The organism is Rhodococcus ruitaii, from assembly GCF_055230935.1.
Genome location: NZ_JBUYWC010000009.1, coordinates 35,105 through 61,347, shown reverse-complemented (window position 1 = coordinate 61,347; position 26,243 = coordinate 35,105). Strand labels below are relative to the sequence as shown.

General features: G+C 66.2%; 27 protein-coding genes. 4 read left to right on the top strand and 23 right to left on the bottom strand.

Annotation, left to right across the window (positions count from 1 at the left end):
• Position 1: 1 nt before the first annotated feature.
• Both ACZI8W_RS13095 and eccCa read right to left on the bottom strand, forming a co-directional pair.
• Positions 2 to 1,444, bottom strand: a complete 1,443-nt coding sequence (locus ACZI8W_RS13095; RefSeq protein WP_463368921.1) for a type VII secretion-associated protein — start codon at positions 1,442 to 1,444, stop codon at positions 2 to 4.
• Positions 1,426 to 5,424, bottom strand: coding sequence for a type VII secretion protein EccCa (gene eccCa / locus ACZI8W_RS13090; RefSeq protein WP_463368920.1), 3,999 nt, complete (start codon positions 5,422 to 5,424; stop codon positions 1,426 to 1,428). The genes ACZI8W_RS13095 and eccCa overlap by 19 nt, the downstream gene beginning before the upstream one ends.
• 200 nt (positions 5,425 to 5,624) lie before the next feature.
• Here eccCa and eccD point away from each other — a divergent pair, with 200 nt between their 5' ends.
• The gene (gene eccD, locus ACZI8W_RS13085) at positions 5,625 to 7,088 is read left to right on the top strand and encodes a type VII secretion integral membrane protein EccD (RefSeq protein ID WP_463368919.1); all 1,464 of its coding nucleotides are present in this window, start codon (positions 5,625 to 5,627) and stop codon (positions 7,086 to 7,088) included.
• Positions 7,085 to 8,575, top strand: a complete 1,491-nt coding sequence (gene mycP, locus ACZI8W_RS13080) for a type VII secretion-associated serine protease mycosin (protein ID WP_463368918.1) — start codon at positions 7,085 to 7,087, stop codon at positions 8,573 to 8,575. The genes eccD and mycP overlap by 4 nt, the downstream gene beginning before the upstream one ends.
• Here the strand turns inward: mycP and eccB are convergent.
• Positions 8,521 to 9,978 (bottom strand): type VII secretion protein EccB, encoded by a 1,458-nt coding sequence (gene eccB, locus ACZI8W_RS13075; protein WP_463368917.1) that lies wholly within the window; start codon positions 9,976 to 9,978, stop codon positions 8,521 to 8,523. The genes mycP and eccB overlap by 55 nt on opposite strands.
• A 109-nt stretch (positions 9,979 to 10,087) precedes the next feature.
• Here eccB and eccE point away from each other — a divergent pair, with 109 nt between their 5' ends.
• On the top strand, positions 10,088 to 11,731 hold the full coding sequence (eccE, locus tag ACZI8W_RS13070) for a type VII secretion protein EccE (RefSeq protein ID WP_463368916.1): 1,644 nt from the start codon (positions 10,088 to 10,090) through the stop codon (positions 11,729 to 11,731).
• 37 nt (positions 11,732 to 11,768) lie between these two features.
• Here eccE and ACZI8W_RS13065 read toward each other — a convergent pair whose 3' ends face one another.
• Both ACZI8W_RS13065 and ACZI8W_RS13060 read right to left on the bottom strand, forming a co-directional pair.
• Entirely contained in the window at positions 11,769 to 12,356 is a 588-nt protein-coding gene (locus tag ACZI8W_RS13065) for an NADPH-dependent FMN reductase (protein WP_463368915.1), read from the bottom strand.
• A 19-nt stretch (positions 12,357 to 12,375) separates the two neighbouring features.
• Positions 12,376 to 12,957: a TetR/AcrR family transcriptional regulator gene (locus tag ACZI8W_RS13060; protein ID WP_463368914.1), complete on the bottom strand. Its 582-nt coding sequence runs from the start codon at positions 12,955 to 12,957 to the stop codon at positions 12,376 to 12,378.
• Positions 12,958 to 13,025: 68 nt separating this feature from the next.
• On the opposite strand from ACZI8W_RS13060, the gene ACZI8W_RS13055 reads away from it, so the two are divergent.
• Positions 13,026 to 14,168 carry an acyl-CoA dehydrogenase family protein gene (locus ACZI8W_RS13055; protein ID WP_463368913.1) on the top strand — a complete coding sequence of 381 codons (1,143 nt, stop codon included), beginning with the start codon at positions 13,026 to 13,028 and terminating at the stop codon, positions 14,166 to 14,168.
• Between the two features lie 376 nt (positions 14,169 to 14,544).
• Here the strand turns inward: ACZI8W_RS13055 and ACZI8W_RS13050 are convergent, their stop codons facing one another.
• The 18 genes from ACZI8W_RS13050 to rpsH form a co-directional block, all read right to left on the bottom strand.
• On the bottom strand, positions 14,545 to 15,543 hold the full coding sequence (locus tag ACZI8W_RS13050; protein ID WP_463369117.1) for an alpha/beta hydrolase: 999 nt from the start codon (positions 15,541 to 15,543) through the stop codon (positions 14,545 to 14,547).
• A 44-nt stretch (positions 15,544 to 15,587) separates the two neighbouring features.
• Positions 15,588 to 16,496 carry a tRNA pseudouridine(38-40) synthase TruA gene (truA, locus tag ACZI8W_RS13045; protein WP_463368912.1) on the bottom strand — a complete coding sequence of 303 codons (909 nt, stop codon included), beginning with the start codon at positions 16,494 to 16,496 and terminating at the stop codon, positions 15,588 to 15,590.
• A gap of 5 nt (positions 16,497 to 16,501) precedes the next feature.
• The gene (gene rplQ / locus ACZI8W_RS13040) at positions 16,502 to 17,062 is read right to left on the bottom strand and encodes a 50S ribosomal protein L17 (protein WP_463368911.1); all 561 of its coding nucleotides are present in this window, start codon (positions 17,060 to 17,062) and stop codon (positions 16,502 to 16,504) included.
• Positions 17,063 to 17,092: 30 nt separating this feature from the next.
• On the bottom strand, positions 17,093 to 18,151 hold the full coding sequence (locus ACZI8W_RS13035) for a DNA-directed RNA polymerase subunit alpha (RefSeq protein ID WP_463368910.1): 1,059 nt from the start codon (positions 18,149 to 18,151) through the stop codon (positions 17,093 to 17,095).
• A 148-nt stretch (positions 18,152 to 18,299) separates the two neighbouring features.
• Entirely contained in the window at positions 18,300 to 18,905 is a 606-nt protein-coding gene (gene rpsD, locus ACZI8W_RS13030; protein WP_463368909.1) for a 30S ribosomal protein S4, read from the bottom strand.
• A gap of 29 nt (positions 18,906 to 18,934) precedes the next feature.
• Positions 18,935 to 19,348 (bottom strand): 30S ribosomal protein S11, encoded by a 414-nt coding sequence (gene rpsK, locus ACZI8W_RS13025; protein WP_463368908.1) that lies wholly within the window; start codon positions 19,346 to 19,348, stop codon positions 18,935 to 18,937.
• Positions 19,348 to 19,716: a 30S ribosomal protein S13 gene (gene rpsM, locus ACZI8W_RS13020; RefSeq protein WP_463368907.1), complete on the bottom strand. Its 369-nt coding sequence runs from the start codon at positions 19,714 to 19,716 to the stop codon at positions 19,348 to 19,350. Before rpsM ends, rpsK begins: the two co-directional genes overlap by 1 nt.
• 207 nt (positions 19,717 to 19,923) lie before the next feature.
• Positions 19,924 to 20,037 carry a 50S ribosomal protein L36 gene (gene rpmJ, locus ACZI8W_RS13015; RefSeq protein WP_003938068.1) on the bottom strand — a complete coding sequence of 38 codons (114 nt, stop codon included), beginning with the start codon at positions 20,035 to 20,037 and terminating at the stop codon, positions 19,924 to 19,926.
• A 92-nt stretch (positions 20,038 to 20,129) separates the two neighbouring features.
• Entirely contained in the window at positions 20,130 to 20,351 is a 222-nt protein-coding gene (gene infA / locus ACZI8W_RS13010) for a translation initiation factor IF-1 (protein ID WP_006554587.1), read from the bottom strand.
• A gap of 190 nt (positions 20,352 to 20,541) precedes the next feature.
• Positions 20,542 to 21,339 (bottom strand): type I methionyl aminopeptidase, encoded by a 798-nt coding sequence (gene map, locus ACZI8W_RS13005; RefSeq protein ID WP_463368906.1) that lies wholly within the window; start codon positions 21,337 to 21,339, stop codon positions 20,542 to 20,544.
• Positions 21,340 to 21,355: 16 nt separating this feature from the next.
• Positions 21,356 to 21,901 carry an adenylate kinase gene (locus tag ACZI8W_RS13000; protein ID WP_463368905.1) on the bottom strand — a complete coding sequence of 182 codons (546 nt, stop codon included), beginning with the start codon at positions 21,899 to 21,901 and terminating at the stop codon, positions 21,356 to 21,358.
• Positions 21,898 to 23,211, bottom strand: a complete 1,314-nt coding sequence (gene secY / locus ACZI8W_RS12995) for a preprotein translocase subunit SecY (protein ID WP_463368904.1) — start codon at positions 23,209 to 23,211, stop codon at positions 21,898 to 21,900. The genes ACZI8W_RS13000 and secY overlap by 4 nt, the downstream gene beginning before the upstream one ends.
• A gap of 252 nt (positions 23,212 to 23,463) precedes the next feature.
• The gene (gene rplO / locus ACZI8W_RS12990; RefSeq protein ID WP_463368903.1) at positions 23,464 to 23,907 is read right to left on the bottom strand and encodes a 50S ribosomal protein L15; all 444 of its coding nucleotides are present in this window, start codon (positions 23,905 to 23,907) and stop codon (positions 23,464 to 23,466) included.
• Positions 23,908 to 23,909: 2 nt separating this feature from the next.
• Positions 23,910 to 24,089, bottom strand: coding sequence for a 50S ribosomal protein L30 (gene rpmD / locus ACZI8W_RS12985; RefSeq protein ID WP_054805962.1), 180 nt, complete (start codon positions 24,087 to 24,089; stop codon positions 23,910 to 23,912).
• Positions 24,089 to 24,739, bottom strand: a complete 651-nt coding sequence (gene rpsE / locus ACZI8W_RS12980; protein ID WP_463368902.1) for a 30S ribosomal protein S5 — start codon at positions 24,737 to 24,739, stop codon at positions 24,089 to 24,091. The genes rpmD and rpsE overlap by 1 nt, the downstream gene beginning before the upstream one ends.
• 31 nt (positions 24,740 to 24,770) lie before the next feature.
• The gene (rplR, locus tag ACZI8W_RS12975) at positions 24,771 to 25,178 is read right to left on the bottom strand and encodes a 50S ribosomal protein L18 (protein ID WP_463368901.1); all 408 of its coding nucleotides are present in this window, start codon (positions 25,176 to 25,178) and stop codon (positions 24,771 to 24,773) included.
• A gap of 2 nt (positions 25,179 to 25,180) precedes the next feature.
• Positions 25,181 to 25,720: a 50S ribosomal protein L6 gene (rplF, locus tag ACZI8W_RS12970; RefSeq protein WP_463368900.1), complete on the bottom strand. Its 540-nt coding sequence runs from the start codon at positions 25,718 to 25,720 to the stop codon at positions 25,181 to 25,183.
• A gap of 14 nt (positions 25,721 to 25,734) precedes the next feature.
• Complete coding sequence (gene rpsH / locus ACZI8W_RS12965) at positions 25,735 to 26,133, bottom strand: 30S ribosomal protein S8 (RefSeq protein ID WP_463368899.1); 399 nt, start codon at positions 26,131 to 26,133, stop codon at positions 25,735 to 25,737.
• Between the last annotated feature and the right edge of the window lie 110 nt (positions 26,134 to 26,243).

Genomic DNA, 26,243 nt, shown 5'->3' with positions numbered 1-26,243 from the left:
CTCACGCCGGCTCCACGGTCTGGACAGCCTGCTCGCACTCACGCCTGATTCCGGTCCATTCGTCGGAAAGGAACTGACATCCGACAGAAACCTGCAGGCCCGGCGCGACGACAACCGACCATCTCACCGTGGAGAACTCGTCGGGTACCTCGACATAGGAGATGACAGCGCGATCACCGAAGCGCGCGTCCGACTGCACATCGCGGATGACGCCACTGCGCGCCGACGCGCGCGCCGCAAGACTCCTCGCCACTGCCTCCGAATCCATCCCTTCCGCCAGGTTCGAGTACACGACCACGATCCTGCGGTCGGGACCCGAATCCGGCAACAGCTCAACCCTTCCCGAACCCTGCCCGTCGGCATCGCGTACCTGCCAATACGACGGGAGATCCAGGCGTACGGGACCGAGATCGAACGTGGCGAAATCGGGTGCCTCCGGATCCGGCGAGTCCGCGACGGATGCGTCGCCGGGCACTTCTGCCCGGACGGGCTCCTCGCGGCCAGGGCCGTTGCCCGCGACGATCTCGTGGGTGCTTTCACCGCCCGACCGGAACATCATCGCGGCACCCACGACGACCATGGTGAGTACTCCCGCGGCAACCCACCCGAAGTGGGGTGTACGTGACGGTTCGGGCATGGGCGCGCGGACATCCTGTAGCCACTGCGCTGCCGACAACGCCGCAGACGGCTCGACCATCTCCGTGATCGAGGCGAGCATCTCCGAGGCTGCAACCGGAACGACCCGGATCCCACGTCCGATCCGCTCGCCCAACCGCCCACACAGTTCGACTCCAGCAGGCTCACCCGGAATCCCCATCACCAGCAGTACATCCGGATCGACCCGCCCGAAGACCGATTCGATCAGAGACCTGAGGCGTATCGCACCATCGCCGGAATCCATCGCATCGGCCTGCAGGTCCGCATCCCTGGCAACGCGGTCGATGACGACCCGTTCACCGCGCATCGGTTCGAGTGCAGCCGCGGTGACCCCGCCTCGCGTGACCTCGAGCGTCACACACCGCTCATTCGTTTCCACTCGGACTGCGGCGCACGCAGCGACCGCCGCCGGAACCAGTTCCGCATTGCGCCCGACATTCCGAGCGGCGGTGTACAACGCGTCGCGCCGCCGCGCGCTCCACTTGGTTGGATGCACCGCGACGACGGTCCCTGCGGTCGGGGGTGCGCCGACGGCGGCAGCGGCGTACCGCACCAGGCCGGTCAGCAACTCGGCGAGGTCTTCCCCCCGGTCGTCGGCGAGCACCTCGGCCCTCTCGAGGACGTCGGTCGTCTCGAGGACAGCCGCCGCATCTCCGAAGACCCATCCGTCGCCCAGCCTCGCGGCAACGGCCGGTACGTGTCGGGTGTTCGCGGCCCAGCACGCATACAGGCTGCTGGTGCCGACGTGGAGACCCAGCACATCCGTGTTCACGACGGTTGCAGCCATGCGGTCTGGATGAGTTCGTTACCGTTGCGTCGCACGAGAATTCCGCGACCGGGCGGCATCGGTCCGGGTCTTGCCGTTCCGACGAGCGCGCCTTCGTCACGACTGCCACTCATGACAAGGCCCGGGGTGGAAAGCTCACGCAACCGCGCAATGATCGGTTCGTACAGTGCGCGGCTCGCCCCACCCGCGCGCCGGGCGACGACCAGGTGCAGACCGATGTCCTTCGCCTGCGGCAGATACTCGAGCAGCGGCGTCAGCGGATTCTGACCCGATGACGCGACCAGGTCGTAGTCGTCGACGATGACGAACACTTCAGGGCCGGTCCACCACGAACGGTCACGCAATTGCTGTTGCGTGGTGTCGGCATCCGGAAGCCGGCGTTCGAAGACCGCAGCGAGTTCGGTCGCCATCGCCGACAACACGGAGGTACCCGGCGCGTAACCGCCGAGATGGTCGCCTTCGACGACCCCGAGCATCGTCCGCCGATAGTCGCCCATGATGATCCGCGCTTGAGCGCCCGTGTTCGACTCCATGAGACTCCGGCAGATCCCGCGAAGCAACGCCGTCTTCCCACACCCGGAATCGCCGAACACGAGCAGGTGGGGGCTGTCGGCGAAGTCGAGGGTCACCGGCGCGAGTTCCGCTTCGTCGATCCCGATCGGTACGCGAAGCCGGTGCCCGACCGGTGCGCTCACCGGGACCGGCCATCCGTCGGGAAGTGCAGAGAGAACAGCCGCCCGGTCTATTTCCTCGGGGAGCATTCGGACTTCGGGCGCGCGGCCGCCCGGGGTTGCCGCCGTGATCGCGGCGACCGCCGCGGCCACCCCCTCGCCGAGATCCTCGACATCGGAGCTGCCGTCCACCCGTGGCAGCGCCGCCAGTACGTGGAGTCCGTCACGGTCGATTCCCCGGCCTGGCCTGCCCTCGGGCACCAGCGCCGCCTTCTTGCGCCCGTATTCCGAATCGGCAGGGTCCCCGAGACGGAGTTCGAGGCGAGTTCCGAGGTGGTCGCGTAGTGCCGGGCGGACATCCCACCACCGCGGTGCGCTGATCACGACATGAATTCCGTACGACAACCCGCGTGATGCCAACACACCGATGCTCTGCTCGAGTGGTTCGAAATCCTCCCGGATGCTCGGCCAGCCGTCGACCACGAGGAAGACGTCGCCGAACGGATCTGCCGAGACATGTTGCGCTCGGTCGGCTCGCATGCGTCGCAGCGCCGACATGGACTCGATGCCCCATTCGGCGAACTGCTGCTCTCTCCGACGCAGCAAGCCCATGAGTTCCGCGACGGTGCGGCGCACCCGGTCGGCCGAGAGGCGGTTCGCCACGGAGCCGACGTGTGGGAGTCCTGCGAGGCCGGCGAATGTGCCGCCACCGAAATCGAGGCAGTAGAACTGCACCTGTTCGGCCGTATGAGTAGCCGCCATCGACATGATCAAGGTACGCAGCAACGTCGATTTACCCGACTGCGGACCCCCGACCACGATGGCATTGCCGGCAGCTCCCGACAGATCGACGACGAGTGGATCCCGACGCTGTTCGAAGGGCCGGTCCACCATCCCGATCGTGGTTCGCAAGGTGGACTGCCGCAGCAGATCTCCGGTGAGAAGCGAGTGCGACAACACCCTGTCCAGGCTCGGGGACTCGTCGAACGGCGGCAGCCACACCTCGTGAGCGGGGGTGCCGTGCCCGCAGACCCTGCTGACCACGACGTCGAGGACACTGCGACCGCCGTCGGACGGAGCGCCGGTGTCCGGAGGCGGATCGCCGACCGCAGGCACCGGCAGAGGAACACCGCGATCGACAGGTACATCCCGTGCCGTGAACACACGGGGGCCCGGTGTCCCGGTGGTCATCGTCCGGGTCCGGCGCGCCGGGCGGCCGGGCTCGTACGGCCCCGACACATACGCCGCATCGAAGCGCACGATCTCGGCCGAATCACACTTGAGGTAGCCGGCCCCCGGCGTGGGTGGCAAGTTGTAGGCGTCCGGTACACCGAGCACACTCCGGGATTCGTTCGCGGAGAACGTCTTCAACCCGATCCGGTAGGACAGATGACTGTCGAGGCCGCGCAGCTTCCCTTCGTCGAGGCGCTGGCTCGCCAACAGCAGATGCATGTGCAGCGACCTGCCGAGACGACCGATCGCCGCAAAGAGATCGGCAAATTCGGGCTGCTGAGACAGCAGCTCCGAGAACTCGTCGACGACGATGAACAGCGCCGGCAACGGCGCCAGCGGTGCACCCGCGGTCCGCGCTTTCTCGTAGTCACCGACATTCGCGAAGTTGCCGGCTGCACGCAGCAACTCCTGCCGACGGGTCATCTCGCCCTCGAGTGCATCTTTCATCCGTTCGACCATGGCGAGCTCGTCAGCGAGGTTGGTGATGATCGCTGCAACGTGAGGACTCCGATCGAGCCCGAGGAACGTCGCGCCGCCCTTGAAGTCGACGAGCACCAGATTGAGCGCGTCGGGTGAATGTGTCGCGACGAGACCGAGCACCAGGGTCCGCAGGAACTCGCTCTTGCCCGAACCCGTAGCGCCGATGCACAGACCGTGAGGTCCCATGCCGTTCTCCGCAGACTCCTTCAGGTCGATCTCGACCGGCGCACCGTCCGTACCGATTCCGATCGGAACCCGCAGCCTGTCCCGACCGAATCGTGGCGCCCATGCCTGCTGCGGATCGAGTCGTGCAATGTCGCCGAGTCCGAGCAAGTCCTGCCAGTTCTCGATGCTGCCGTCGTCGGCACCGTCGTCCGTTGCGAGCTGGGTTGCGGCCCGGTAGGGGGCCAGTCGTCGTGCCAGGGCCTGCGATTGCGGGGCGCTGATCCCGTCGGCTTCCGCAAAAGTCTCCACCGAGCTGCCAGTCTTCGCGCCGAGCCGGCCGTTCTCCGCGACGAGCTGCAATCCACGAAGAGCTGCGAGCTTCGGGGCGAACGCGGAGAGGTCGAGCAGGGTCACCGCGTCGAGCCCGTCGTCGAGGATCCCCGACCCCGATCCGGAAACCCCACCGTCGATGACGATCAACAAGTGCGGAACTCCGTCGACGGCGGGGGAGTTGCGGACGAAACGTCCGCGTGCGGACAGGTGCACGCCGAGAACCGTCTCGAGTTCGAGGACGGAACCGAACACCATGCGCGCGCTCCCTGCGCCGTCGCGCGCTTCCGGATGCTGAGCGTGAGGGAGCCACTTGACCCACTCCCAGCCCGCAGCGGTGTCCGGTCCGCAGACCACCGCGACCTGGAGTACGTCGGGTGCGTGGAAGGTACACAACTGCGCCAGCATCGCCCGGGCCAATCGCTGTGCTGCCTCGCGGTCGCCGCCGATACCTACCGACGCGAAGCCCCGTAGGGATACGGCGGTCGGGAGTGCGGGTACCACCGAGTGCGCGCGCACGAAGCGGCGCAACGATACCGCAGCGACGGGTTCGAGATCTTCGACCGGACCGGTTTCGGGAGCGATCAGTTTCGTGGCGAGACGCTGTCCGCCCCGGCCCACCCGCACGTGACAGAAGTCGGCGTCGGACGTGCGGCGTTCCCACATCCGGACGGTCCCGACGAGCGTCCACAACAGCGCCGGATCCGGGTGGGTCCACTCGAGAGCTCGCCGCTGTGCCGAACCGGTCTCGGCGACGTCGCGGCGCAGGGTGTCGAGATAGCGCAGGTAGTCCTTGCGATCCTCGTTCGCCTCGGCGGTTTTCGCACCTCCGCCGCGACCGCTGTTGGCGAGCATGCCGATCATCGACACCATCATCATCAGCGGAAAGATCAGGGCCATGGGGCTCCGTGCCATACCGGAACCGAACATGAGCGCGACCATGCCGATCATCGCCGCGACCATCACCAGCGGCAACAGCTTCATGAGGAGATTGCCCGGTGTCGGTCTCGGAATATCGGGCGGTGCCTGCAGACTCACTTCACCGCCGGGTGCGCGCGGTGCATCACGACGCGCTCGGCGCGCGAACCGTACAGTGCTCAAGTTCCCCACCCCCCGTACACACCGACCGCCGACGGCGGCCCTCCCCACGGTCGTGGAAGAGTAGCGCACCGGCGCGACACCGGCATCCACGACGATGCTGTCGGCCTGTCCCGACCATGTCGTAAGGTCTGCGTCGTCGAAAGGTCCGCGCCACCTTCTGTCGCCGGACCGGCACACGAACGACAGGGGGAAACAGTTCGATGACGGTCGCACCGACGAGCCCGAACATACCCGGTGTGGTAGCAGCACCGGAACTGTGCCGTATCACCGTGCTCACCAAACACTCCGAAGTCGATCTCGCGCTACCACTGGGCGTTCCGGTTGCCCTGCTGCTCGCGGGAATCGTCGATCTCGTGGCCGCTCATCGCCCTGACAACGAGTTCGACGTCACCCCGGAACGGGTCGAGCCGGAGGCATGGACCCTGGCACGGATCGGTCAGGCTCCGCTCGCAGGCGCGTTGAGTCTCGACGAGCTCGGGATCCGCGACGGCGAGGTGCTCGTCCTCGAAGAAGCTTCGTCGCCACCGTCTCCCCCGCTGTTCGACGACGTGATGTACAACGTGGCCGTGGCGGGCCGCGACCGGCTACGCCGCTGGTCCGATCGCACCGCGAGCATGGTCGGTGCCGCAATCGCGTCGACTGCGATCACGATCGGGTCTGCGTCGTTGCTGTTGCTGCCGTCTTCCGGTGGTGAGCGGCTCGTCGCCGGGATCGCTACCGCAGCGCTGACGCTGCTGCTGGTGACCGCGGCTGCCGTCATCGCACGGATCTACCGCGACCGGCCGACCGGGCTGCTACTCGCGGTCTGCGCGGTGCCGGTCTCCTTCGTCACCGGAATGCTTCTGGTACCAGGCGCCTTCGGTGCGCCACACCTGCTGTTGGCGACAATCCTGACCGGCGCGGTCAGTGTGATCACGGTGGGTGTCACGACGGTCGGACTCGCAACGTTCACCGCGATCCCGACGATCTCGACGATCTCGACGATCGCACTGATCGCCGGTACCGCCACCGACGTGCCTGTTCAGGCGCTCGGCGCCGGGGTCGTCGTGACCGCGCTGCTGCTGGTGACATTCGCCGCCCGTGCTGCCACGCTCCTCGCCCGACTTCCCCTTCCTCCGGTTCCCGCACCCGGAACCTCCCTGGACCCCGTGGTTCCCGATCCGGACGACGAGAACCCGCCGCCCACCTTCGAGGAACTCGAGGCGAAAACCGCACGCGCCCGGGCGCACCTGACCGGTTGGGTGTACGCAGTGGTCGTGCTCGCAACGGCAGGTGGGTGGTGCGCGGCGTGGCCGGCATCGGATACCGGTGTCTCCTGGCCCGGGGTCGCATTGGCCGTGGCAACAGGAATCGTTCTGATGTTCCGGGGTCGCACGTATATCGGGGCCGAGCAGGCGGCTCCGATGATCGTCGGTGGTGCGGTCCTCGTCCTGGGTCTGGTCGTCGGGGCCGCACTCTCCGGAACCGTTGCTCCGCAAGCACTCTTCGGAGTCACTGTCGTAGTGTTCGTCGGTGCCCTGATTCTCGGGATCGTCGTGCCGCGGCGCACCTTCACACCGGTGCAGCGCCGGATCAGCGAACTCACCGAGTACGCCGTCATTGCCACGATCGTGCCGCTGGCATGCTGGGTCGCCGGCCTCTACTCCGCGGTCCGTGGGTTGTGACTCCTCTCCGCGACACGCGGGTGACGCATCGTCGCCGGCTCGCCCCTACCGCGCTCGTCGCCGGCCTGATCGTCACGATCACCACCGTCGCGATGGTGGGTCCGGCCCATGCGGATCCGCCGGTTCCCGACAGTGGACTGCTGCCCGCAGGAGGCGAACCCGCTGCCCCGGAACCGACCGAACAGCGAAACCTGTGTACGCGGGGCCACACCGTCGCCGACAGCCCGCAACGGCCCCTCGCACAACGCGTCATGGACTTCGAGCGGGTGTGGCCGCTGACGCGCGGCGCCGGCCAGGTCGTCGCGGTGATCGACACCGGGGTGAACCCGCATCCACGGCTTCCCCGCGTCACCCCGGGCGGCGATTACGTGGCAACCGACGACGGCACGGTGGACTGCGACGCGCACGGAACACTCGTCGCCGGTCTCATCGCGGCGCAACCGGTCGAGGGTTCAGGATTCGCGGGTGGTGCGCCCGACGTCGAGGTGATCGCCATCCGTCAATCCAGCCGTAACTACTCCGACCGCTCCGTAAGAGACGAGGAGGCGGCACAGAACTCGCCTGGTTACGGAGATGTACGCACCCTGGCATCGGCGGTGCGCCGCGCCGCGGATCTCGGAGCGAGCGTCATCAACATCTCCGAGGTCGCGTGCGCGCTCGCCAGCGACGGGATCGCCGACGGCGCGCTCGGCGCGGCAGTCCAGTACGCCACCGACGTCGAAGACGCGGTGGTGGTCGCGGCCGCCGGCAACATCGAAATGTGCCGGGCATCGAATCCTCCGGCCGCGAATCCGCTCGATCCGCATGCTGATCCTTGGGATTCGATCACAACTATCGCCTCCCCCGCCTGGTACGACGACTATGTGCTCACAGTCGGCTCGGTCGAGGCCGACGGCACACCGTCCGCCTACAGTGTTCCCGGTCCCTGGGTCGATGTTGCGGCCCCCGGCAGCGGCATCGTCTCTCTCGACCCGTTCTCCGACGGTCTCGTCAACGCGTACCCCGGTGCCGAAAGTCCCGTACCGATTGCCGGAACGAGCTTCTCGGCGCCACTGGTCTCTGCGACGGTCGCGCTGGTGAGAGCCCACCACCCCCACCTCGACGCGCGCGCGGTGATGGAACGCATCGAATCGACCGCGCACGCACCCGCAGAAGGCTGGAACCCCAGGGTCGGGCACGGTGTCGTCGATCCGTTGGCCGCGGTCACCGCACCTTTGCCCGGCGAACGAAGCGTCCCGGCGCCCCCGAGGGAGATCGCCGGCCCCACACCTCCCGATCCTCCCGACCTGACCCCGCGACACGTTGCGTGGATCGCCGGCGCCACTGTCCTCGCTGTGCTCGTCCTCGCGTTGCTTGCGGCCCTACCCTTTCGGGAACGCGCACGCCTCCGCGGTATCGGCACGCACAGCATGCCAGAACAGGCACGCGACGCTCATTCACCCGTTCCGAGCGGCGCGGGTCGAGGGTCCGGGGCGACGCCGTCGTGAGCGAGTAGCGCTTCGGCACGTCCGAGCGAGGGCCCCGGGGCAAGCAGGTCGACGATCTGCCACGGCGCTCGCGCCGGCTCTCCTTCGAACCCGAGTGCCTTGGCCGCCTCTGCATCGGCGATGCCGTATCGGACGCCGGTGTCCGCGACGTAGAACAGCGCTCCCCGACGTTCGCTGTCCGGCACGATCGAGGTCGTCTGCACGAATGCGCCTCGCCCCGGCGGAATGTGAACGATGTCCACGTTCGGTCCCGGCCCGTCGGCCTGCGCCGGCGCCACCGGGATCGCGTCCGCGGCGATCGGCAGGACACTGCCCGCCGACAGCACCAGCTCCGAGCGCCGTCGTTCATCGGGCCCCGCGTCAGGTATCCAGGTCAGGCATCCGACAGGCCGGTCCGCGGGGTCGATGATCGTGGGTGCCACAGCCGGGAAGGTGTCGACCGCGAGGTGACGCACTGTCGGGGCATTCTTGAGGGTGTCGGGCGGTACGATCGGGATTTCTGCGACGCCGTGAGAATCCGATGCGTGGATGATCTGCGCGGTCGCGCTCGACACCTCCTGCACCCCATCATTCAATACGACGTAATAGCGCTGACCTCCAGGATCTGCGAGTCCGACGACCGATCCCACGAGGGCATCCCCTATCGGCACCCGCGGTGTGCTCCCCGCATCCGGAATCACCGGTGCGGTGAGCTTCGGCAGTTCGGGGAGCGCCGCAAGCAACCCGTACCCGACCGGTCTGGCCGATCCGACATCGATACCCAGGACCCGCGTCAGGGCACGATCCTGCGGGTCGATCTCGGCGCGTCCGCCCGCGTAGACGACGTGGTACTCACCCTCGGAGGTCACCAAGAACGCTTCGTCGTCGTCCAGCGGCCCACCGCCACCGGAGTACTCGGGGATACCGGCCGCCACCGCGGTGGTGACGGACTGGCGCCCGCCCGCATCGACCGTGTCGCACACCGTCCAGGGCATGTCGTGTTCGACGTACGCGAGGGACGACGGCGCACCGGGGATGCCGACGAGCGGCCCCCTCGGTCGAGTTTCGAGTTCCTCGTCGGCCACGACGGCCGGTTCGGCCGGGCCGTCGAGCACAAGCCGCGCGGATGCGAGATTCATCGCGGGATGGAATGTTCCGTCGATCGCGACGTAGAGCGCACCGGAATCTCTGCCGACCACGAGTGTCGCGTCGCCTATCTTGTCCTGCGGCCGGAACAAGGCCAATGCGGCGCAGCCGGCAAGGACCAGGCACGCGACCACCATCCCCACCATGAGCGACCGCGACTGCGACCGCATCGGGTCGTGGATCATACGGACGTCGCGACGAACGAGCGCATGCTCCATCCGTCTCATCAGAAATCGGTAGCCACTCACCTGCCATCGAGTGGTGGGCTGCGATGCCATATGTCCTCCCCCGTGCGGCACGCTCACTGCCGCAACACAGTACAGTTGCCCGTTGGGAAGCTCGGGCCGGCACCCACATGCCTGCCCGATCGGTGGTGGGGGGAGTGTCGTGGATCGAACCGTGTCCGATGTCATGCGAGAAAGGTCCGTCGCGGACGAACGACCCCGGGTCGTCGCGCGGCTCGTCGTGGCACAGTGCGCTGCACTGTCGGTCTGGATCGCAGTGGCGGCGACCGGCGCTCCCGTGTGGGTCGCACCGGCGGCAGCGGGCACCACCGCTGCAGTTCTCCTCGTTCGGATCCGTGGTCGTGACGCAACCTCAGCGGCGTACACGCTTCTGCGGCACAGTTTTCCGCGCGCGCACTCCCCCGCAGAGATCCGCGATGCGGCGCAACAGTCCGGCCGCCCGGTCGGTTTGCGATGGGACGGAACATGTGTCACGGCAGTCGTGGAAGTACTCGCTCCCGCAGGGGTCATCACACAGCTGGGGCGGGATCGAGTCGATTCATCGCAGACGCTGCCCATGGGCGCCCTGTCGGACTGCCTGCGCCGCCACGACGTGACGCTCGACGCGATCGATATCGTCGTCCACGGTCGGCGGATACTGGACGCGACCCCCGCAGGTCAGGTTTATGCGCAACTCATCGGGCCCCTGCCTGCGGCCGCGATGCGCACGGTATGGCTCGCAGTACGCCTCGACGCATCGACGTGCCCCGACGCGGTGGACCGACGCGGTGGCGGCACCGAAGGCGCGACCCGCACGATCACTGCGTCGGCTCGGCGGGTCGTCCGAGCACTCGGCGATTCCGGCTGCGCGGCCCGAATCCTGACAGCCCAGGAGATCCGGTCGGCTGCACTCCGGATCACGCACGGCGCAGATCCGCTGGTAGCGGAGCGCTCCTGGCGTCATGTCCGCCTCCCTGTCGGGTACAGCACCGGGGGTGTGCTCGATCCGCACAGACTCGACGCGGGCACCCTGGCCCACATCTGGACCCACCCGTCGCTGTCCTCGACGGTGACGGTGCGCATACGTCCGGGCTCCTTCGGCACGACGCGCGTCGGGGGTCTCGTCCGGTACGCGACACGCACCCCCGACGGCCCGGTCACCTCCGGTGCGCGCACCGTCCACGGACGCGAGCGTGAGGCGCTGCTCGCATCGTTGCCGTATGCGACGACCGGACTCGAGCGCCTCACCGATCTGCGCAGCATGAGCCGCGACCACCTCGACGGATTGGCATTGCCTGTCACGGGCTGCGGGCAGTTGATCGGATCGGACGCGTCGGGTCGGGCGGTCGCGGTCCGTCTCACCGGCCCGGGAGTACGCTCGGTCCATGTCGCGGGCGAGTTGTATCTCGCCCAGCAGATCGTCTTCCGCGCGGTCGCGATCGGTGCGCGCGTGGTGATCCACACCGACCGCGCCGATGCCTGGCGGCCGCTGCTGAACGGTGCTGCTTCACCGGATCGACTGCGGATCGCCGGCGAGCATCCCGGCGACCGTGAGTTCGACACCGTCGTCTTCGACGGGGTCCGGCCGACGACCCGACCGCACACCGGCGCCATCCATGTGCATGCGAATCCCGATCAGTGGCCGCGGGAACGTCCCACGGTGGCCCTCGTACAGCCGAACCGGTCGGGCGAGCGGGTTGTGCTCAGCACACGCGGAAAGCGGATGACGCTGACGCTCGTCACCATCGCGGCCGAGTCCGCGCACATCGGACGCCCCCGCACTCCGGAGTCCGTCGCGTCACGGTGAGCCCGAGAGGCGTCGCTCGAGCCCGTCGACCGACCCCTCACCCCGGGTAGGGACGACGCTCCCGGCCGCACCTCACCGCGTGCGCCCACCACTCCAGTTGCCGGAGCATGCGTCCGGCCGAGTCGACGGCCGCCCCGTCATGCGTCCGGCCGTCTGCATCGAAGGCGTGCTTGACACGAGGGAAACTCACCGACTCCCGCACCGGCACCATGTGGACCTCCACGACGACCTGCCGAAGTTGCTCGACCGCACGCAACCCCCCGGACAGTCCGCCGTAGGACACGAACCCGACCGGCTTTGCCCGCCACTCGTGTTTGACGCTGTCGATCGCGGTCTTCAGCGCTGCCGGGTATCCGTGGTTGTACTCGGACGTGATCACGACGAATGCCTCTGCCTTGCCGATGCGACGCGTGAACGCCTCGACGTCGGAACCACCCGAGAGATCCTGGGGCAGCGGTGTCTCGGCAAGGTCGATGATGTCGACGTCGAACTCCCGAGCGTCCGCCGTCGACCGGCGCCGCACCGTCTCGGCGAACCAGTTCGCCACCACGGGCGCAACCCTTCCCTCACGCACACTCGCCACGATGAGCGCGAGTCGAATCGGTGTCTGCCGCTTCGGATTCATGCCTGTGATCGTAAGCGCCTCAGGGCGTGAGGCCGTGCGTGAGCAGGGCAGCGAGTTCGCGGTATGCCTGCGCGTCCGCAAGCCCGGTCTGCTCAGCCACCTGTCGCTGCTGGATGCGCACCATGACCGACGCGACGACATCTGCGACGAACACCGCATGCACGTCTCGCAGTTCGCCGACGGCGACCCCGTCCGAGATCAGCACGCGGACCCGGTCCGCAGCGAGGCGTGTGTTGCGCTCGTACACCTCCCGCGCGACCGGTGTCGCGGCGATGTCCTCCATGAAGCGGGCCGATGCCGGCTCGAGTTGCCTGCCCACGGATTCGAGGTAGGCGCGAATCCGCATCTCGGCACCTACGGCATCCGCGACATCGGCTTCGACGCGCTCGGTTGCGCCGCGGAAGAAGTGCACGGCGGCGGCGTAGACGAGGCGGTCCTTGTTCTCGGCGAGAGCATAGAGGGTCGATTTCGAACACCGCAGTCGCGCTGCGATGTCGTCGAGTGTGAAGTGCGCGAATCCCTCGTCCAGGAACAACGCGACAAGCTGGTCGAACAGTTGCGCCTGCCGTGCAGTGGTGCGCCGTCCCGCTGATCGTGCCATACTCAATATAGTACTGCAGTATCTTTGTGAGTACTGTTCGGATCCACCTTCTGTCGAGGAGTTCTGCCGTGACCGTCGAACGCCTACTGCCCACCCCTGAGGCCCACGACCTGATCGACCTCACACGCGACGTCGCCGACAGCGTGCTCGCACCCCGCGTCGTCGAACACGAGCGCAATGAGACTTTCCCCGAAGGCGTGTTCCCCGCGCTCGGTGCCGCTGGGCTCCTCAGCCTCCCCTACCCGGAAGAATTCGGTGGGGGAAACCAGCCATACGAGGTGTACCTGCAGGTTCTCGAGGAACTCGGTGCGCGCTGGGCCGCCGTCGCGGTCGCGGTGAGCGTGCACGGGCTGTCGTGTTTCGCCCTCGCGACGCACGGCACCGACGAGCAGCGGAACCGGTGGCTACCCGACATGCTGGGCGGCGAGACGATCGGCGCCTACAGCCTGTCCGAGCCTCAGGCCGGATCCGATGCAGCGGCACTCACATGCCGGGCACAGGCCGTCGACGGCGGATATCGGATCAACGGTTCCAAGGCGTGGATCACGAACGGCGGCAAGGCCGATTTCTACACGCTGTTCGCGCGCACCGCCGCTACGGGCAGCAAGGGCATCTCGTGCTTCCTCGTCCCGGACGGCACCGAGGGCCTGAGTTTCGGGAGGCCCGAAGAGAAGATGGGCCTGCACGCGATCCCCACCACCTCAGCTCACTACGACAATGCCTTCGTTCCCGCCGACCGCCGCATCGGCGCCGAAGGGCACGGACTTCCCATCGCGTTCAGTGCCCTCGACTCCGGACGTCTCGGTATCGCTGCTGTCGCGACCGGACTCGCTCAGGCCGCGCTCGACGAAGCAACCGCATATGCAAAGGAACGCAAGGCCTTCGGCAAGGCGATCATCGATCATCAGGGGCTCGGCTTCGTCCTGGCCGACATGGCTGCCGCCGTCGACTCCGCGCGCGCCACCTATATCGACGCTGCCCGACGCAAAGACGCGGGCCTGAGTTATTCACGTCAAGCCTCCGTCGCGAAGCTTGTGGCCACGGATGCCGCCATGAAGGTCACCACCGACGCCGTGCAGGTCCTCGGCGGGTACGGCTACACCCGCGATTTCCCCGTCGAACGGTTCATGCGCGACGCGAAGATCACGCAGATCTTCGAGGGCACGAACCAGATCCAGCGACTCGTGATCGCGCGGTCGCTGGCGAGCTGAATTTGGGCCGCGGCCTCGGTTGGGGGCCGAGGCCGCCCCCTGGATCGGCCGAAGTCCGGGATCACGAGAACAGGGACGGACGGGGTCTGTGGTAACACAGGAGCCCCTGGTGCCGATGTGCCCAATGACCGTAGAGTCCTTCTCCCCTTGTGAAGGACTCGAAGGTCGCTTCGCCTCCGACCGGATGCGAAGCCGTCAACACCTGGAGGAAACATGATTCTCGGTTCGCTCGGCGCCACCCTGTTCGCCCTTCTTGCGGGTCTGGGCATCCTGCTCTAACCAGGTCAGCGGCGTGTCACCTCTTCCGAGGAGTGGCACGCCGCTGTGCACGGCCGGACACCCGTGACCAACGATGGTCCACAGTCCGAAGCCTTCGTCAGGCTCCGATGGCCTCCGACATCAGCGGCCAGGATTCGTGCAGCGCATCTTCCCAGTACCCCCACGTGTGGGTGCCCTCGATACGAGTCGAATAGGTCGCCTCGATGCCGAGCACGTCGAGCTCGGTGCGTAGCCGGTCGGTGCATCCGCTCACCGCGGCCTCGATCACCCCGAGCAGCGCTACATCGGGCATCACCGCGGGTCCATGTTCCTCCCACGCGCGGGCCTCGTGTGAGCCGGGCAGTCCTCCGCTGGACGACACGAACACCGCCGTGCCGCGCAGCCGCTCCGCATTGCGGATCACATCCTGCTCCATCCAGTACGGACCACCGATCGGTCCCCACATGTTCTCAGCGTCACCACCACCGAGTCCCACGACCATCTCGACGTAACGGCTGCCCACGTCCGTCGCGGTCTCGGCGCAACCGCTGTAAGATGCCACGGCCTGGTACAGATCCGGCGCATGCTCTGCGAGCGCGAGTGCAGATGTAGCCGACATCGACACACCCGCAATCGCATTGTTCCCGCTCGCACCGAGCGCGGCGTCGACTATCGACGGCGCTTCTTCGGTGAGGAACGTCGTCCACTTGTTGCGGCCGAGTTCCGGATCGTCGGAAAGCCAGTCTGTGTAGTAACTGAATGCACCGCCGATCGGCGTCACCACGTTGACGTTCTTGTCACCGAAGAAATCGACGATATCGGTCTGTTTACGCCAAGTCGCCTCGTCGGCGCCACCACCGGCGCCGTTCAGCAGATACAGGACAGGGCGCGACTCGGTGACGTCGCCGGGGCGGATCACCTGGAGTTCGATGGTGCGACCCATCGCTTCGGAACGGACGAACAGCGACCAGTCGCGGTCGGAGTGCCGCTCCACGCGTTCCAATGTCGCCACACCGGATTCCACTTCATCGACAACCGCGGACGGTAGTTCGTCGGCCCTGCCGATATCTGGATGGGGACCGCCCGTCGTGGCAACCGCAGCCACCGCAATCGCCACCGTGAGCGCACACCGTCGTCCGATCACCTTCGCGCTCCCCTTCTTCAACCGCAGCAGCCTCGCTCGATCGGCCCGCGTGTCTCCCGCGTCTCCCGGTTCCGTGCGGCGAGTTCCTCGTCGGCAGGGTAGTCGACGCGGACGAGCGAAAGGCCATGGGCCGGCGCCACCGCCACCGATGCCGCTCGTTCGCGCTCGCCGAGCAGGGCCGTCATCCACTCCACGGACCGGCGCCCCTCCCCCACTGCGAGTGCGGCGCCGACCAGACTGCGGACCATCGACCAGCAGAACGCGTCGGCGCTCACCTGCGCGGTGAGGATGTCACCAGACCGGGTCCACTCGTAGCGCTGGAGTTCGCGGACCGTCGTCGCGCCCTCGCGCCGCTTGCAGAAGGCGGCGAAATCGTGAAGTCCCAGCAAGGATCGGGAGGCACGCTGCATGGCCCCGACATCGACGGTCTTCGGCCAGGAGACGGTGTCGCGGGCACGCAGCGGATCTGCCCCGTACCACGCCGTGGTGATGCGGTATTCGTAGTGACGGCGGACCGCGGAGAATCGCGCGTCGAAATGCTCCGGCGCCTCCGAAATTCCGGTTACCCGGACATCCCGTGGAAGAAAACGAGCCAGACGACGGATCCAGCGTGATGGATCATCGGGAAGCGACCCCGTCGGCACGTCCACATGCGCGACCTGCCCCGAAGCGTGCACTCCGGCATCCGTCCGACCTGCGACGGTGAGGAGTACGGGCTCCCGGACGATGGCAGACAGCTTCTCTTCGATCTCGCCGCAGACCGTGCGCCGGCCAGGCTGGCGGGCCCACCCGGAAAAATCGGTGCCGTCGTAGGAAATATCGAGCCGGAGCCGGGTGCGGTCGCCGGACACTGTGCCCGAAGCGACGAGCCCGCCGCCCTGAACAGGGGCGGCGGGCTCGTTCGATTCAGCAGATGCCGAAGCCAAGTGGACTAGTCCTTCTTGGCCTCGTCCGCGTCGGTCGCGTCGGCGGCCGTTGCGGTGGTGTCTTCGATCGCCTCGACGACAGCATCGGCGTTCTCGACCTCGGCGGCGGTGGCGTCGGCCTCGACGGCCTCCACCACGTTCTCCTCGGCAGCCGGTGCAGCCTGTGAAGCAGCGACGCGCCGAGCGCGGTCAGCTTCCGAGGAGACCGTCTTCTCGCGCACGAGCTCGATGATCGCCATGGGCGCGTTGTCGCCCTTGCGCGGCATCGTCTTGATGATGCGCGTGTAGCCGCCGTTGCGGTCTTCGAAGGAAGGACCGATCTCCGCGAAGAGGGTGTGCACGACGTCCTTGTTGCGGATGACCTTCAGCACCTCACGACGCGAAGCCAGCGTGCCGGTCTTGGCGTGCGTGACGAGCTTCTCGGCGTACGGGCGCAGGGCCTTGGCCTTGGCCTCGGTGGTGGTGATGCGACCGTGCTCGAAGAGCGCGGTGGCCAGATTGGCGAAGATCGCCTTCTGGTGCGAGGCCGACCCGCCGAAGCGGGCGCCCTTCTTGGGCTTGGGCATGATTTTCTCCTAGTAACGGACCGTGAGCTGCTACAGCTGCTCAGTCTCGGCGTAGTCCTCGTTGCCGTCGGTGTCGCCGAACCCGGCGTCGGTGTCGCTCCAGGTACCGGTGGCGGCGTCATAGCCGGCAACGCTGCTGGGATCGAAGGACGCGGGGCTGTCCTTCAGCGACAGGCCGAGCGAGTGCAGCTTGACCTTGACCTCATCGATGGACTTCTGACCGAAGTTGCGGATGTCGAGCAGGTCGGATTCCGTGCGTGCCACCAGCTCACCGACGGTGTGAACACCCTCGCGCTTGAGGCAGTTGTAGGACCGGACCGTCAGATCCAGATCCTCGATCGGAAGTCCGAAGGAGGCGATGTGGTCGGCTTCGGCAGGCGAGGGACCGATCTCGATGCCTTCTGCTTCGACATTCAGCTCACGAGCCAGACCGAAGAGCTCGACGAGTGTCTTACCCGCCGACGCGAGCGCGTCACGTGCGGCGATCGAGTTCTTGGTCTCCACGTCGAGGATCAGCCGATCGAAGTCGGTGCGCTGCTCGACGCGGGTCGCCTCCACCTTGTACGTCACCTTGAGCACCGGCGAGTAGATCGAGTCGACCGGGATACGGCCGATCTCGGCGCCGGATGCCTTGTTCTGGACAGCAGGGACGTAGCCGCGACCACGCTCGACGACGAGCTCGACCTCCAGCTTGCCCTTGTCGTTCAGGGTGGCGATGTGCAGATCGGGGTTGTGGATCTCGACACCGGCGGGCGGCACGATGTCCGCTGCGGTGACGACGCCCGGGCCCTGCTTGCGGACATACATGGTGACCGGCTCGTCCTCTTCCGAGCTGACCACGAGGCCCTTGAGGTTCAGGATGATGTCGGTGACATCCTCCTTCACACCCGGAACCGTGGTGAACTCGTGGAGCACGCCGTCGATGCGAATGCTGGTGACGGCTGCCCCGGGGATCGAGGAGAGCAGGGTGCGGCGAAGCGAGTTTCCGAGCGTGTAGCCGAAGCCGGGCTCGAGCGGCTCGATGACGAACTTCGACCGATTGTCGGCGAGGACGTCTTCGGTCAGCGTGGGTCGCTGCGAGATGAGCATGAGTTGCCTCCTTGTGGGCGTCCGCTATTTGACGCCCTAGTGGTGGTGTGGTGTCCTCCCCACCCCGGCGGGGCCGGGAGAACACCACGGCACGAAGTGCTCCGTCCGCAGAGCACGAAGTGCTCTGGTGACGGAGTACAAAGCGCTCTTACTTCGAGTAGTACTCGACGATGAGCTGTTCCTGCAGCGGGATCTCGATCTGCGCGCGCTCGGGGAGCTGGTGGACCAGCACCCGCAGACGCGGACCGACGACCTGCAGCCACGCAGCGACCGGGCGCTCGCCCTGGGTCTCACGCGCGATCTGGAACGGCAGCGTGCTCAGCGACTTCTCACGGACATCGATGATGTCGTACTGGGAGACGCGGTAGCTCGGGACGTCGACCTTCTTGCCGTTGACCAGGAAGTGTCCGTGGGACACCAGCTGGCGGGCCTGGCGGCGGGTGCGCGCGAGGCCGGCGCGGTAGACGACGTTGTCCAGGCGCGACTCGAGGATGGTCAGCAGAACCTCACCGGTCTTACCGGGACGGCTGGCTGCTTCCTCGTAGTAGCGACGGAACTGCTTCTCCATGATGCCGTAGGAGAAGCGGGCCTTCTGCTTCTCCTGCAGCTGGAGCAGGTATTCGCTCTCCTTGATCCGCGCGCGGCCGTGCTGGCCGGGCGGGTAGGGGCGACGCTCGAAAGCCTGGTCGCCTCCGACCAGGTCGACGCGGAGACGACGCGACTTACGTGAAACGGGACCGGTATAACGTGCCATGACTGAAGAACCTTTTTCCTTTCCCGTTGTTAGACGCGACGACGCTTGGGCGGGCGGCAGCCGTTGTGCGGCTGGGGGGTGACGTCGGAGATCGTTCCGACCTCGAGGCCGGCGGCCTGGAGGGAGCGGATCGCGGTCTCGCGGCCCGAGCCCGGGCCCTTGACGAAGACGTCGACCTTCTTGACGCCGTGCTCCTGCGCCTTGCGGGCAGCGCTCTCGGCAGCGAGCTGCGCGGCGAACGGAGTCGACTTGCGCGAGCCCTTGAAGCCGACGTGGCCCGACGACGCCCAGGAGATCACGTTGCCCTGGGGGTCGGTGATCGAGACGATGGTGTTGTTGAAGGTGCTCTTGATGTGAGCCGCGCCGTGCGGGACGTTCTTCTTGTCCCTGCGCCGTGCCTTCTGGGTCTTCTTCGGACCGGTGGTGCGTGACTTGGGAGGCATTACTTCTTCTTTCCTGCGACGGTGCGCTTCGGGCCCTTACGGGTACGAGCGTTGGTCTTGGTGCGCTGTCCACGCACGGGCAGACCACGACGGTGTCGCAGGCCCTGGTAGCAGCCGATCTCGATCTTGCGACGGATGTCCGCCTGGACCTCGCGACGAAGGTCACCTTCGACCTTGTAGCTCTCCTCGATGCACTCGCGGAGCTTGGCGAGATCCTCGTCCGTCAGATCCTTGCTGCGCAGATCCGGATCGACGCCGGTCGCTTCGAGGATCTCCTTGGAGCGGGTACGGCCGATGCCGTAGATGTAGGTGAGTGCGATCTCCATCCGCTTTTCGCGGGGAAGATCAACACCTGAGAGACGTGCCATGTGGCATTCCTATTCGGTGTGCGGAGGTCTGCTCCCAGCCCGTCCCCTGCGTAAGAAACTGTGTAGTGACAAACACAGTGGGGCCCCGGCCTCCGAACCGGGGGTGCATCGCGCAGCTTCTCGACGAATCGAGAATCGTAACCGTGCGACTGGTGCTGGAAGGTCTTCTTGCTTGTTGCCAAGCAGATCTTCGCGAGGAAGGTGGATCTAGCCCTGACGCTGCTTGTGACGCAGGTTCTCGCAGATCACCATGACCCGACCGTTACGGCGAATCACCTTGCACTTCTCGCAGATCTTCTTGACGCTAGGCTGAACCTTCACGTGCGTCCGATCTCCTGTATGTGCGCCCCCGGAGACGACGTAAGCCCATCCGGAGACATGTTTTTCCCCGACCGTTCGGCCGGGGAAGTCTGTTACTTGTAGCGGTAGACGATGCGTCCACGCGTGAGGTCGTAGGGCGAAAGCTCCACGACGACCCGGTCCTCGGGAAGGATGCGAATGTAGTGCTGCCGCATCTTGCCGCTGATGTGGGCCAGCACCTTGTGGCCGTTCTCCAGCTCGATGCGGAACATCGCATTGGGAAGCGGTTCGATGACCCGACCCTCGACCTCGATTGCGCCGTCCTTCTTAGCCATATCCTCCGCGATCCGTTGTTCGACGTGTGGTTGCATCGGTATCCGATACCGTGACGCTCGGCATCCCCGGAATCCCTGTGCGAAGACCATGTCGACGCAGACCGACCGGAGCGCAGCGCGCACCACCGCTCGATATTACGGGAAGTTTCTCACCAGGCCAAATGACGATGAGGACGAGAGGCCGGCGGCGCTACTCGGGGCGGAGAGTGAGGATCCGCGGACCGTCCTCGGTGACCGCCACCGTGTGCTCCCAGTGCGCTGCCCGGCTGCCGTCAGTTGTCACGACGGTCCACTTGTCCTCGAGGACCTCGGTCTCGTAGGTGCCGAGGGTGAGCATCGGCTCGATCGCCAGCACCGATCCCACCACGAGGTGCGGGCCCTTGCCCGGCTTGCCCTCGTTCGGAAGGAACGGATCCATGTGCATCTCGCGGCCGATGGCGTGGCCACCGTAGCCATCGACGATGCCGTACGGACGACCGTGCAGCCGTTCCGCGGCGTGCGTGCCCTCTTCGATCGCGTGGGACACATCGGTGAGACGGTTACCGGCGATCATCGCGGCGATACCCGCTTCCATCGACAGGCGCGTGGCATCGCTGAGGTCGGCGTCGGCGGCGGACAACTCCCCCACCCCGAAGCTCCATGCCGAGTCACCGTGCCAACCGTCGAGGATCGCACCGCAGTCGATCGACACCAGGTCGCCCTCTACGAGCATTTCGTCGGCGGACGGGATGCCGTGCACCACCCTGTCGTTGACCGACGAGCAGATCGAGCCCGTGAAGCCGTGGTATCCCAAAAACGACGGAACGGCACCCGCATCCCGGATCACTGCTTCCGCGACCCGGTCGAGTTCCAGAGTGCTCACGCCAGGCTTCGCCGCATCCCGGACCGCGACGAGCGCGGCACCCACGACGGCACCCGCGGCTGCCATCGCTTCGAGTTCGCCGGAAGTGCGGAACGGAACAACTTTGCGCTTGCGCCCGAAACCCATGCCGGAATTCCTGTGCCTACTTGCCGAGCGCAGCGAGGGCGCGCGCGTTGATCTCCTCGACCTCACCGACAGCGTCGACGGTGATGAGGACATCTGCATAGTGGTCGAGCAGCGGCGCAGTCTCCTCCCGATACACCCGGAGTCGGTTGCGGATGACGTCCTCGGTGTCGTCGGCGCGACCACGAGCGAGCATGCGCTCGACAACGATGTCCTCGTCGATGACGAACGACAGCACACCGTCGAGGGCAGTGTTCAGATTCTTCAGGATGGTAGCGAGTTCCTCGGCCTGTTCGACGCTGCGGGGAAAGCCGTCGAGAAGGAAACCGTTCGCGGCGTCGGGTTCGGCGAGCCGTTCGCGCACCATGTTGTTGGTGATCTCCGCGGGCACGAGATCTCCCGCGTCGATGTACTTCTTGGCCTCCAAGCCGAGCGCGGTGCCCTGCCCGATATTGGCGCGGAAGAGATCGCCGGTCGAGATAGCGGGAACGCCGAGCTTCTCGGACAGGATTGCGGCCTGTGTGCCTTTGCCGGCACCGGGAGGACCGAGGAGTACAAGTCTCACTTGAGGAACCCTTCGTAGTTGCGCTGCATCAATTGACTTTCGATCTGCTTGACAGTGTCCAGCGCGACACTGACGAGAATGAGCACCGCTGCGCCACCGAAGATACTGCTGGCGGTCTGACTGCCCGACAGGAAGAAGTTCGGGAGTACTGCGATGAGACCGAGGTAGATGGAACCCGGCACGGTGATGCGGTTGAGCACGAAGCTGAGGTATTCAGCGGTGGGCCGGCCCGGGCGGATACCGGGGATGAAGCCGCCGTATTTCTTCATCTCGTCGGCACGTTCCTCGGGATTGAACGTGATGGCGACGTAGAAGAACACGAAGAACACGATCAATCCGAAGTACAACGCGATGTAGACCGGGTTGTTCGGGTTGACGAGGTACTCGTTGATGATGCGCTGCCACCAGCTCGGCTCGGGGTTGGTGGTTGCGCCGGTGAGCTGAGCGATCAGGTTTGGCAGATACAGCAACGACGACGCGAAGATCACCGGGATGATGCCCGCCTGGTTGACCTTCAGCGGCAGATACGTCGACGATCCGCCGTACATCCGGCGACCCACCATGCGCTTGGCGTACTGCACCGGAATGCGACGCTGCCCCTGCTCGACGAAGACGACGCCGGTGATCAGGAGGAGCGCGACGACCAGCACGATCGTGAAGACGAGACCGCCGCGGGACTCGAGGATCGTCCGGCCTTCGCTCGGCAGCGCCGATGCGATACCGGCGAAGATCAGGATCGACATACCGTTGCCGACACCGCGTTCGGTGATCAGTTCGCCGAACCACATCACCACTGCGGCGCCCGCGGTCATGACAAGAACGATGACGACCATGCCGAAGACGCTGTCGTCGGCCAAGATCGGCTCAGCACAGCCCTGCAGCAGCTGACCGCGGGCAGCGAGAGCCACGATGCCCGTCGCCTGCAGGACGGCCAGCGCCACGGCCAGATACCGCGTGTACTGCGTCATCTTGGCCTGACCCGCCTGGCCCTCCTTGCGGAGTTCCTCGAATCTGGGGATCACGACGGTGAGCAGCTGCACGATGATGCTCGCGGTGATGAACGGCATGATGCCGATGGCGAACACCGACAGCTGGAGGAGTGCACCACCGGAGAAGAGATTGATCAGGGAGTAGATGCCGGCTTGTTCGCTGCCGGCGAGCTGGTCGACACACGCCTGGACGTTTCCGTAGTCGACGCCCGGGGACGGCACCGAAGCGCCGAGACGGTACAGAGCCACCAGCCCGAGGGCGATGAGGATCTTCCGCCTCAGGTCCGGTGTCCTGAGGGCCGAGACGAAGGCGGAAAGCAAGAATCCTCCTGGCAGGCCGATCGGGAGCGACAGGCCGGATAGACCCGTCGAACAGTAGACAACTCTAGAACTCTAACAGTGCGCACCCCGATGGCCACCGGTCAGGATCACCGACCGAACGACGCGGGGGTGCAACGCGCTGCAAGTACGTCACAAGCGTACGGCAGCACAGACATACGCGAACGGCCGCGGCGCAGTCAGCGACTGCACCGCGGCCGTTCGTCAGCCGTGATTCATGCAGAATCGAACCGGTCAGGCCAGTTCGGTTGCAGTACCACCGGCGGCGGCGATCTTCTCCTTGGCGGAGCCGGAGAACTTGTTCGCGGAAACCTGAACGGCAACCGCGATCTCGCCCTCGCCGAGGACCTTCACGAGCTGGTTCTTACGAACCAGGCCCTTGGCCACGAGCTCGTCGACGCCGATCTGGCCACCCTCCGGGAAGACCCGGGCGATGTCGCTGACGTTGACGACCTGGTACTCGGTGCGGAATGCGTTCTTGAAGCCCTTGAGCTTGGGAAGACGCATGTGCAGGGGCATCTGGCCACCTTCGAAGGCTGCCGAGACGTTCTTACGCGCCTTGGTGCCCTTCGTGCCGCGACCAGCGGTCTTACCCTTCGAACCGTCACCGCGTCCGACGCGGGTCTTGTCCGTCTTCGAGCCCGGAGCCGGGCGCAGGTGATGCAGCTTGATGGTCATTCTCAGACCTCCTCAACGGTCACGAGGTGACGCACCACGTTGATCAAGCCACGGTTCTGCGCGTTGTCCTCGCGGACCACCGACTGGCGGATCTTCCGCAGGCCGAGGGTGCGCAGGCTGTCGCGCTGATTCTGCTTGGTACCGATGGTGCTCTTGATCTGGGTGATCTTCAGCTCTGCCATTACTTCACGCTCCCAGCAGCCAGTGCACGAGCGCGAAGCATACCGGCGGGGGCGACGTCTTCGAGGGGGAGGCCACGGCGAGCCGCGACTTCCTCCGGACGCTGCAGACCCTTGAGAGCCGCAACCGTCGCGTGCACCACGTTGATGGCATTGTCGGAGCCGAGCGATTTCGACAGGATGTCGGAGATGCCCGCGCACTCCAGCACAGCGCGCACAGCGCCACCGGCGATCACACCGGTACCGGGAGAAGCCGGACGCAGCAGGACGACGCCTGCAGCAGCCTCACCCTGAACCGGGTGGGTGATGGTTCCGCCGATGAGCGGAACACGGAAGAAGTTCTTGCGAGCTTCCTCGACACCCTTGGTGATGGCCGCGGGTACTTCCTTGGCCTTGCCGTAGCCGACGCCGACCACACCGTTGCCGTCTCCGACGATCACCAGTGCGGTGAAGCTGAAGCGACGGCCGCCCTTGACGACCTTCGACACACGGTTGATCGAGACGACACGCTCGATGTGGTTCGACCGCTCGGCAGCGTTGCCGCCGCGCGAGTCGCGATCGCGGCGGTCGCGACCACCACGGTTGTCCCCGGTGTTGGGGCCATTCTGTCCGGCGGGGCCGCTTCCGCCGTCACGCCGCTGACGTCCCGGCATCAGACGTTCCTTCCGTTCGCAAAGATGATCATCAGAACTTCAGCCCGCTCTCGCGCGCTGCGTCCGCGAGGGCCGCGATGCGGCCGCTGTAGGTGTGTCCACCGCGGTCGAAGACCACGGATTCCACGCCGGCAGCCTTGGCGCGCTCGGCGATCAGCTGTCCGACCTTGGCGCCGCGCACCTTCTTGTCGCCTTCGAGCGCACGCACGTCGGCCTCGATGGTCGACGCAGCGGCAACCGTCGTGCCGGTCAGGTCGTTGATGACCTGCACGTGCATGTGGCGCGACGAGCGGTTGACGACGAGGCGCGGACGCTCCGCCGTTCCGGAGATCGACTTGCGGAGGCGGAAATGACGACGCGTCTTCGACAGCCGACGCCTGGTGGACGCATCCTTGCCGAGCGGGATCCGCTTGGCCTTCTGGTTCTCGGTCTGGCTCATGATCACTTACCCGTCTTTCCGACCTTGCGACGGACCTGCTCGCCCTCGTAGCGGATGCCCTTGCCCTTGTACGGGTCGGACTTACGCAACCGGCGGATATTGGCCGCAATCTGGCCGACCTGCTGCTTGTCGATGCCCGCAATCGAGAACTTCGTGGGCGCCTCGACGGCAAAGGTGACGCCTTCGGGGGCCTCGATGAGCACCGGGTGGCTGTAACCGAGCGAGAACTCGAGGTCTTTGCCCTTGAGCGCCACGCGGTAGCCGACGCCGAAGATCTCCATCTTGATGGTGTAACCCTCGGTCACGCCGACGATGAGATTGTGCACCAAGGTCCGCGACAGACCGTGCAGCGCACGGCTACGACGCTCGTCGTTGGGGCGGTTGATGTTCAATGCCCCGTCGTCGCCCTTGGCGATGGTGATGGGCTCTGCGATCGTCAGCGACAGGTTGCCCTTGGGGCCCTTCACTGCGACGCTCTGGCCATCGATGTTCACCTCGACACCCGAGGGAACTGCAACGGGGAGTTTTCCGATTCGCGACATTGTGGTGGCCTCCCTTACCAGACGTAGGCGAGGACTTCCCCGCCTACTCCCTGCTTGGCCGCCTGGCGATCGGTGAGCAGACCGGAGGACGAGGAGATGATCGCCACGCCGAGTCCGCCCAGGACCTTGGGCAGGTTGGTGGACTTCGCGTACACACGAAGGCCGGGCTTCGACACGCGGCGCACGCCAGCAAGGCTGCGCTCGCGGGAAGGCCCGTACTTGAGGTCGACGACGAGGGTCTTGCCCACCTCGGCGTCCTCGGTGCGGTAGTCGGAGATGTAGCCCTCGCGCTTGAGGATCTCGGCGATGTTCACCTTGATCTTCGAGGACGGGAGCTTGACCTCGTCATGGAACGCCGTGTTGGCGTTACGCAGACGCGTCAAGAAGTCTGCGATGGGGTCGGTCATGGTCATGGTCTGACCTGTACACCTTTCTCGGAGCGGTTCCCATACAACACCGGATGAACCCGGCCGTGGGCCTGCAGCGAATTTGGTTTCAATGCAGGCCGGCCCGTGCTGGGCCG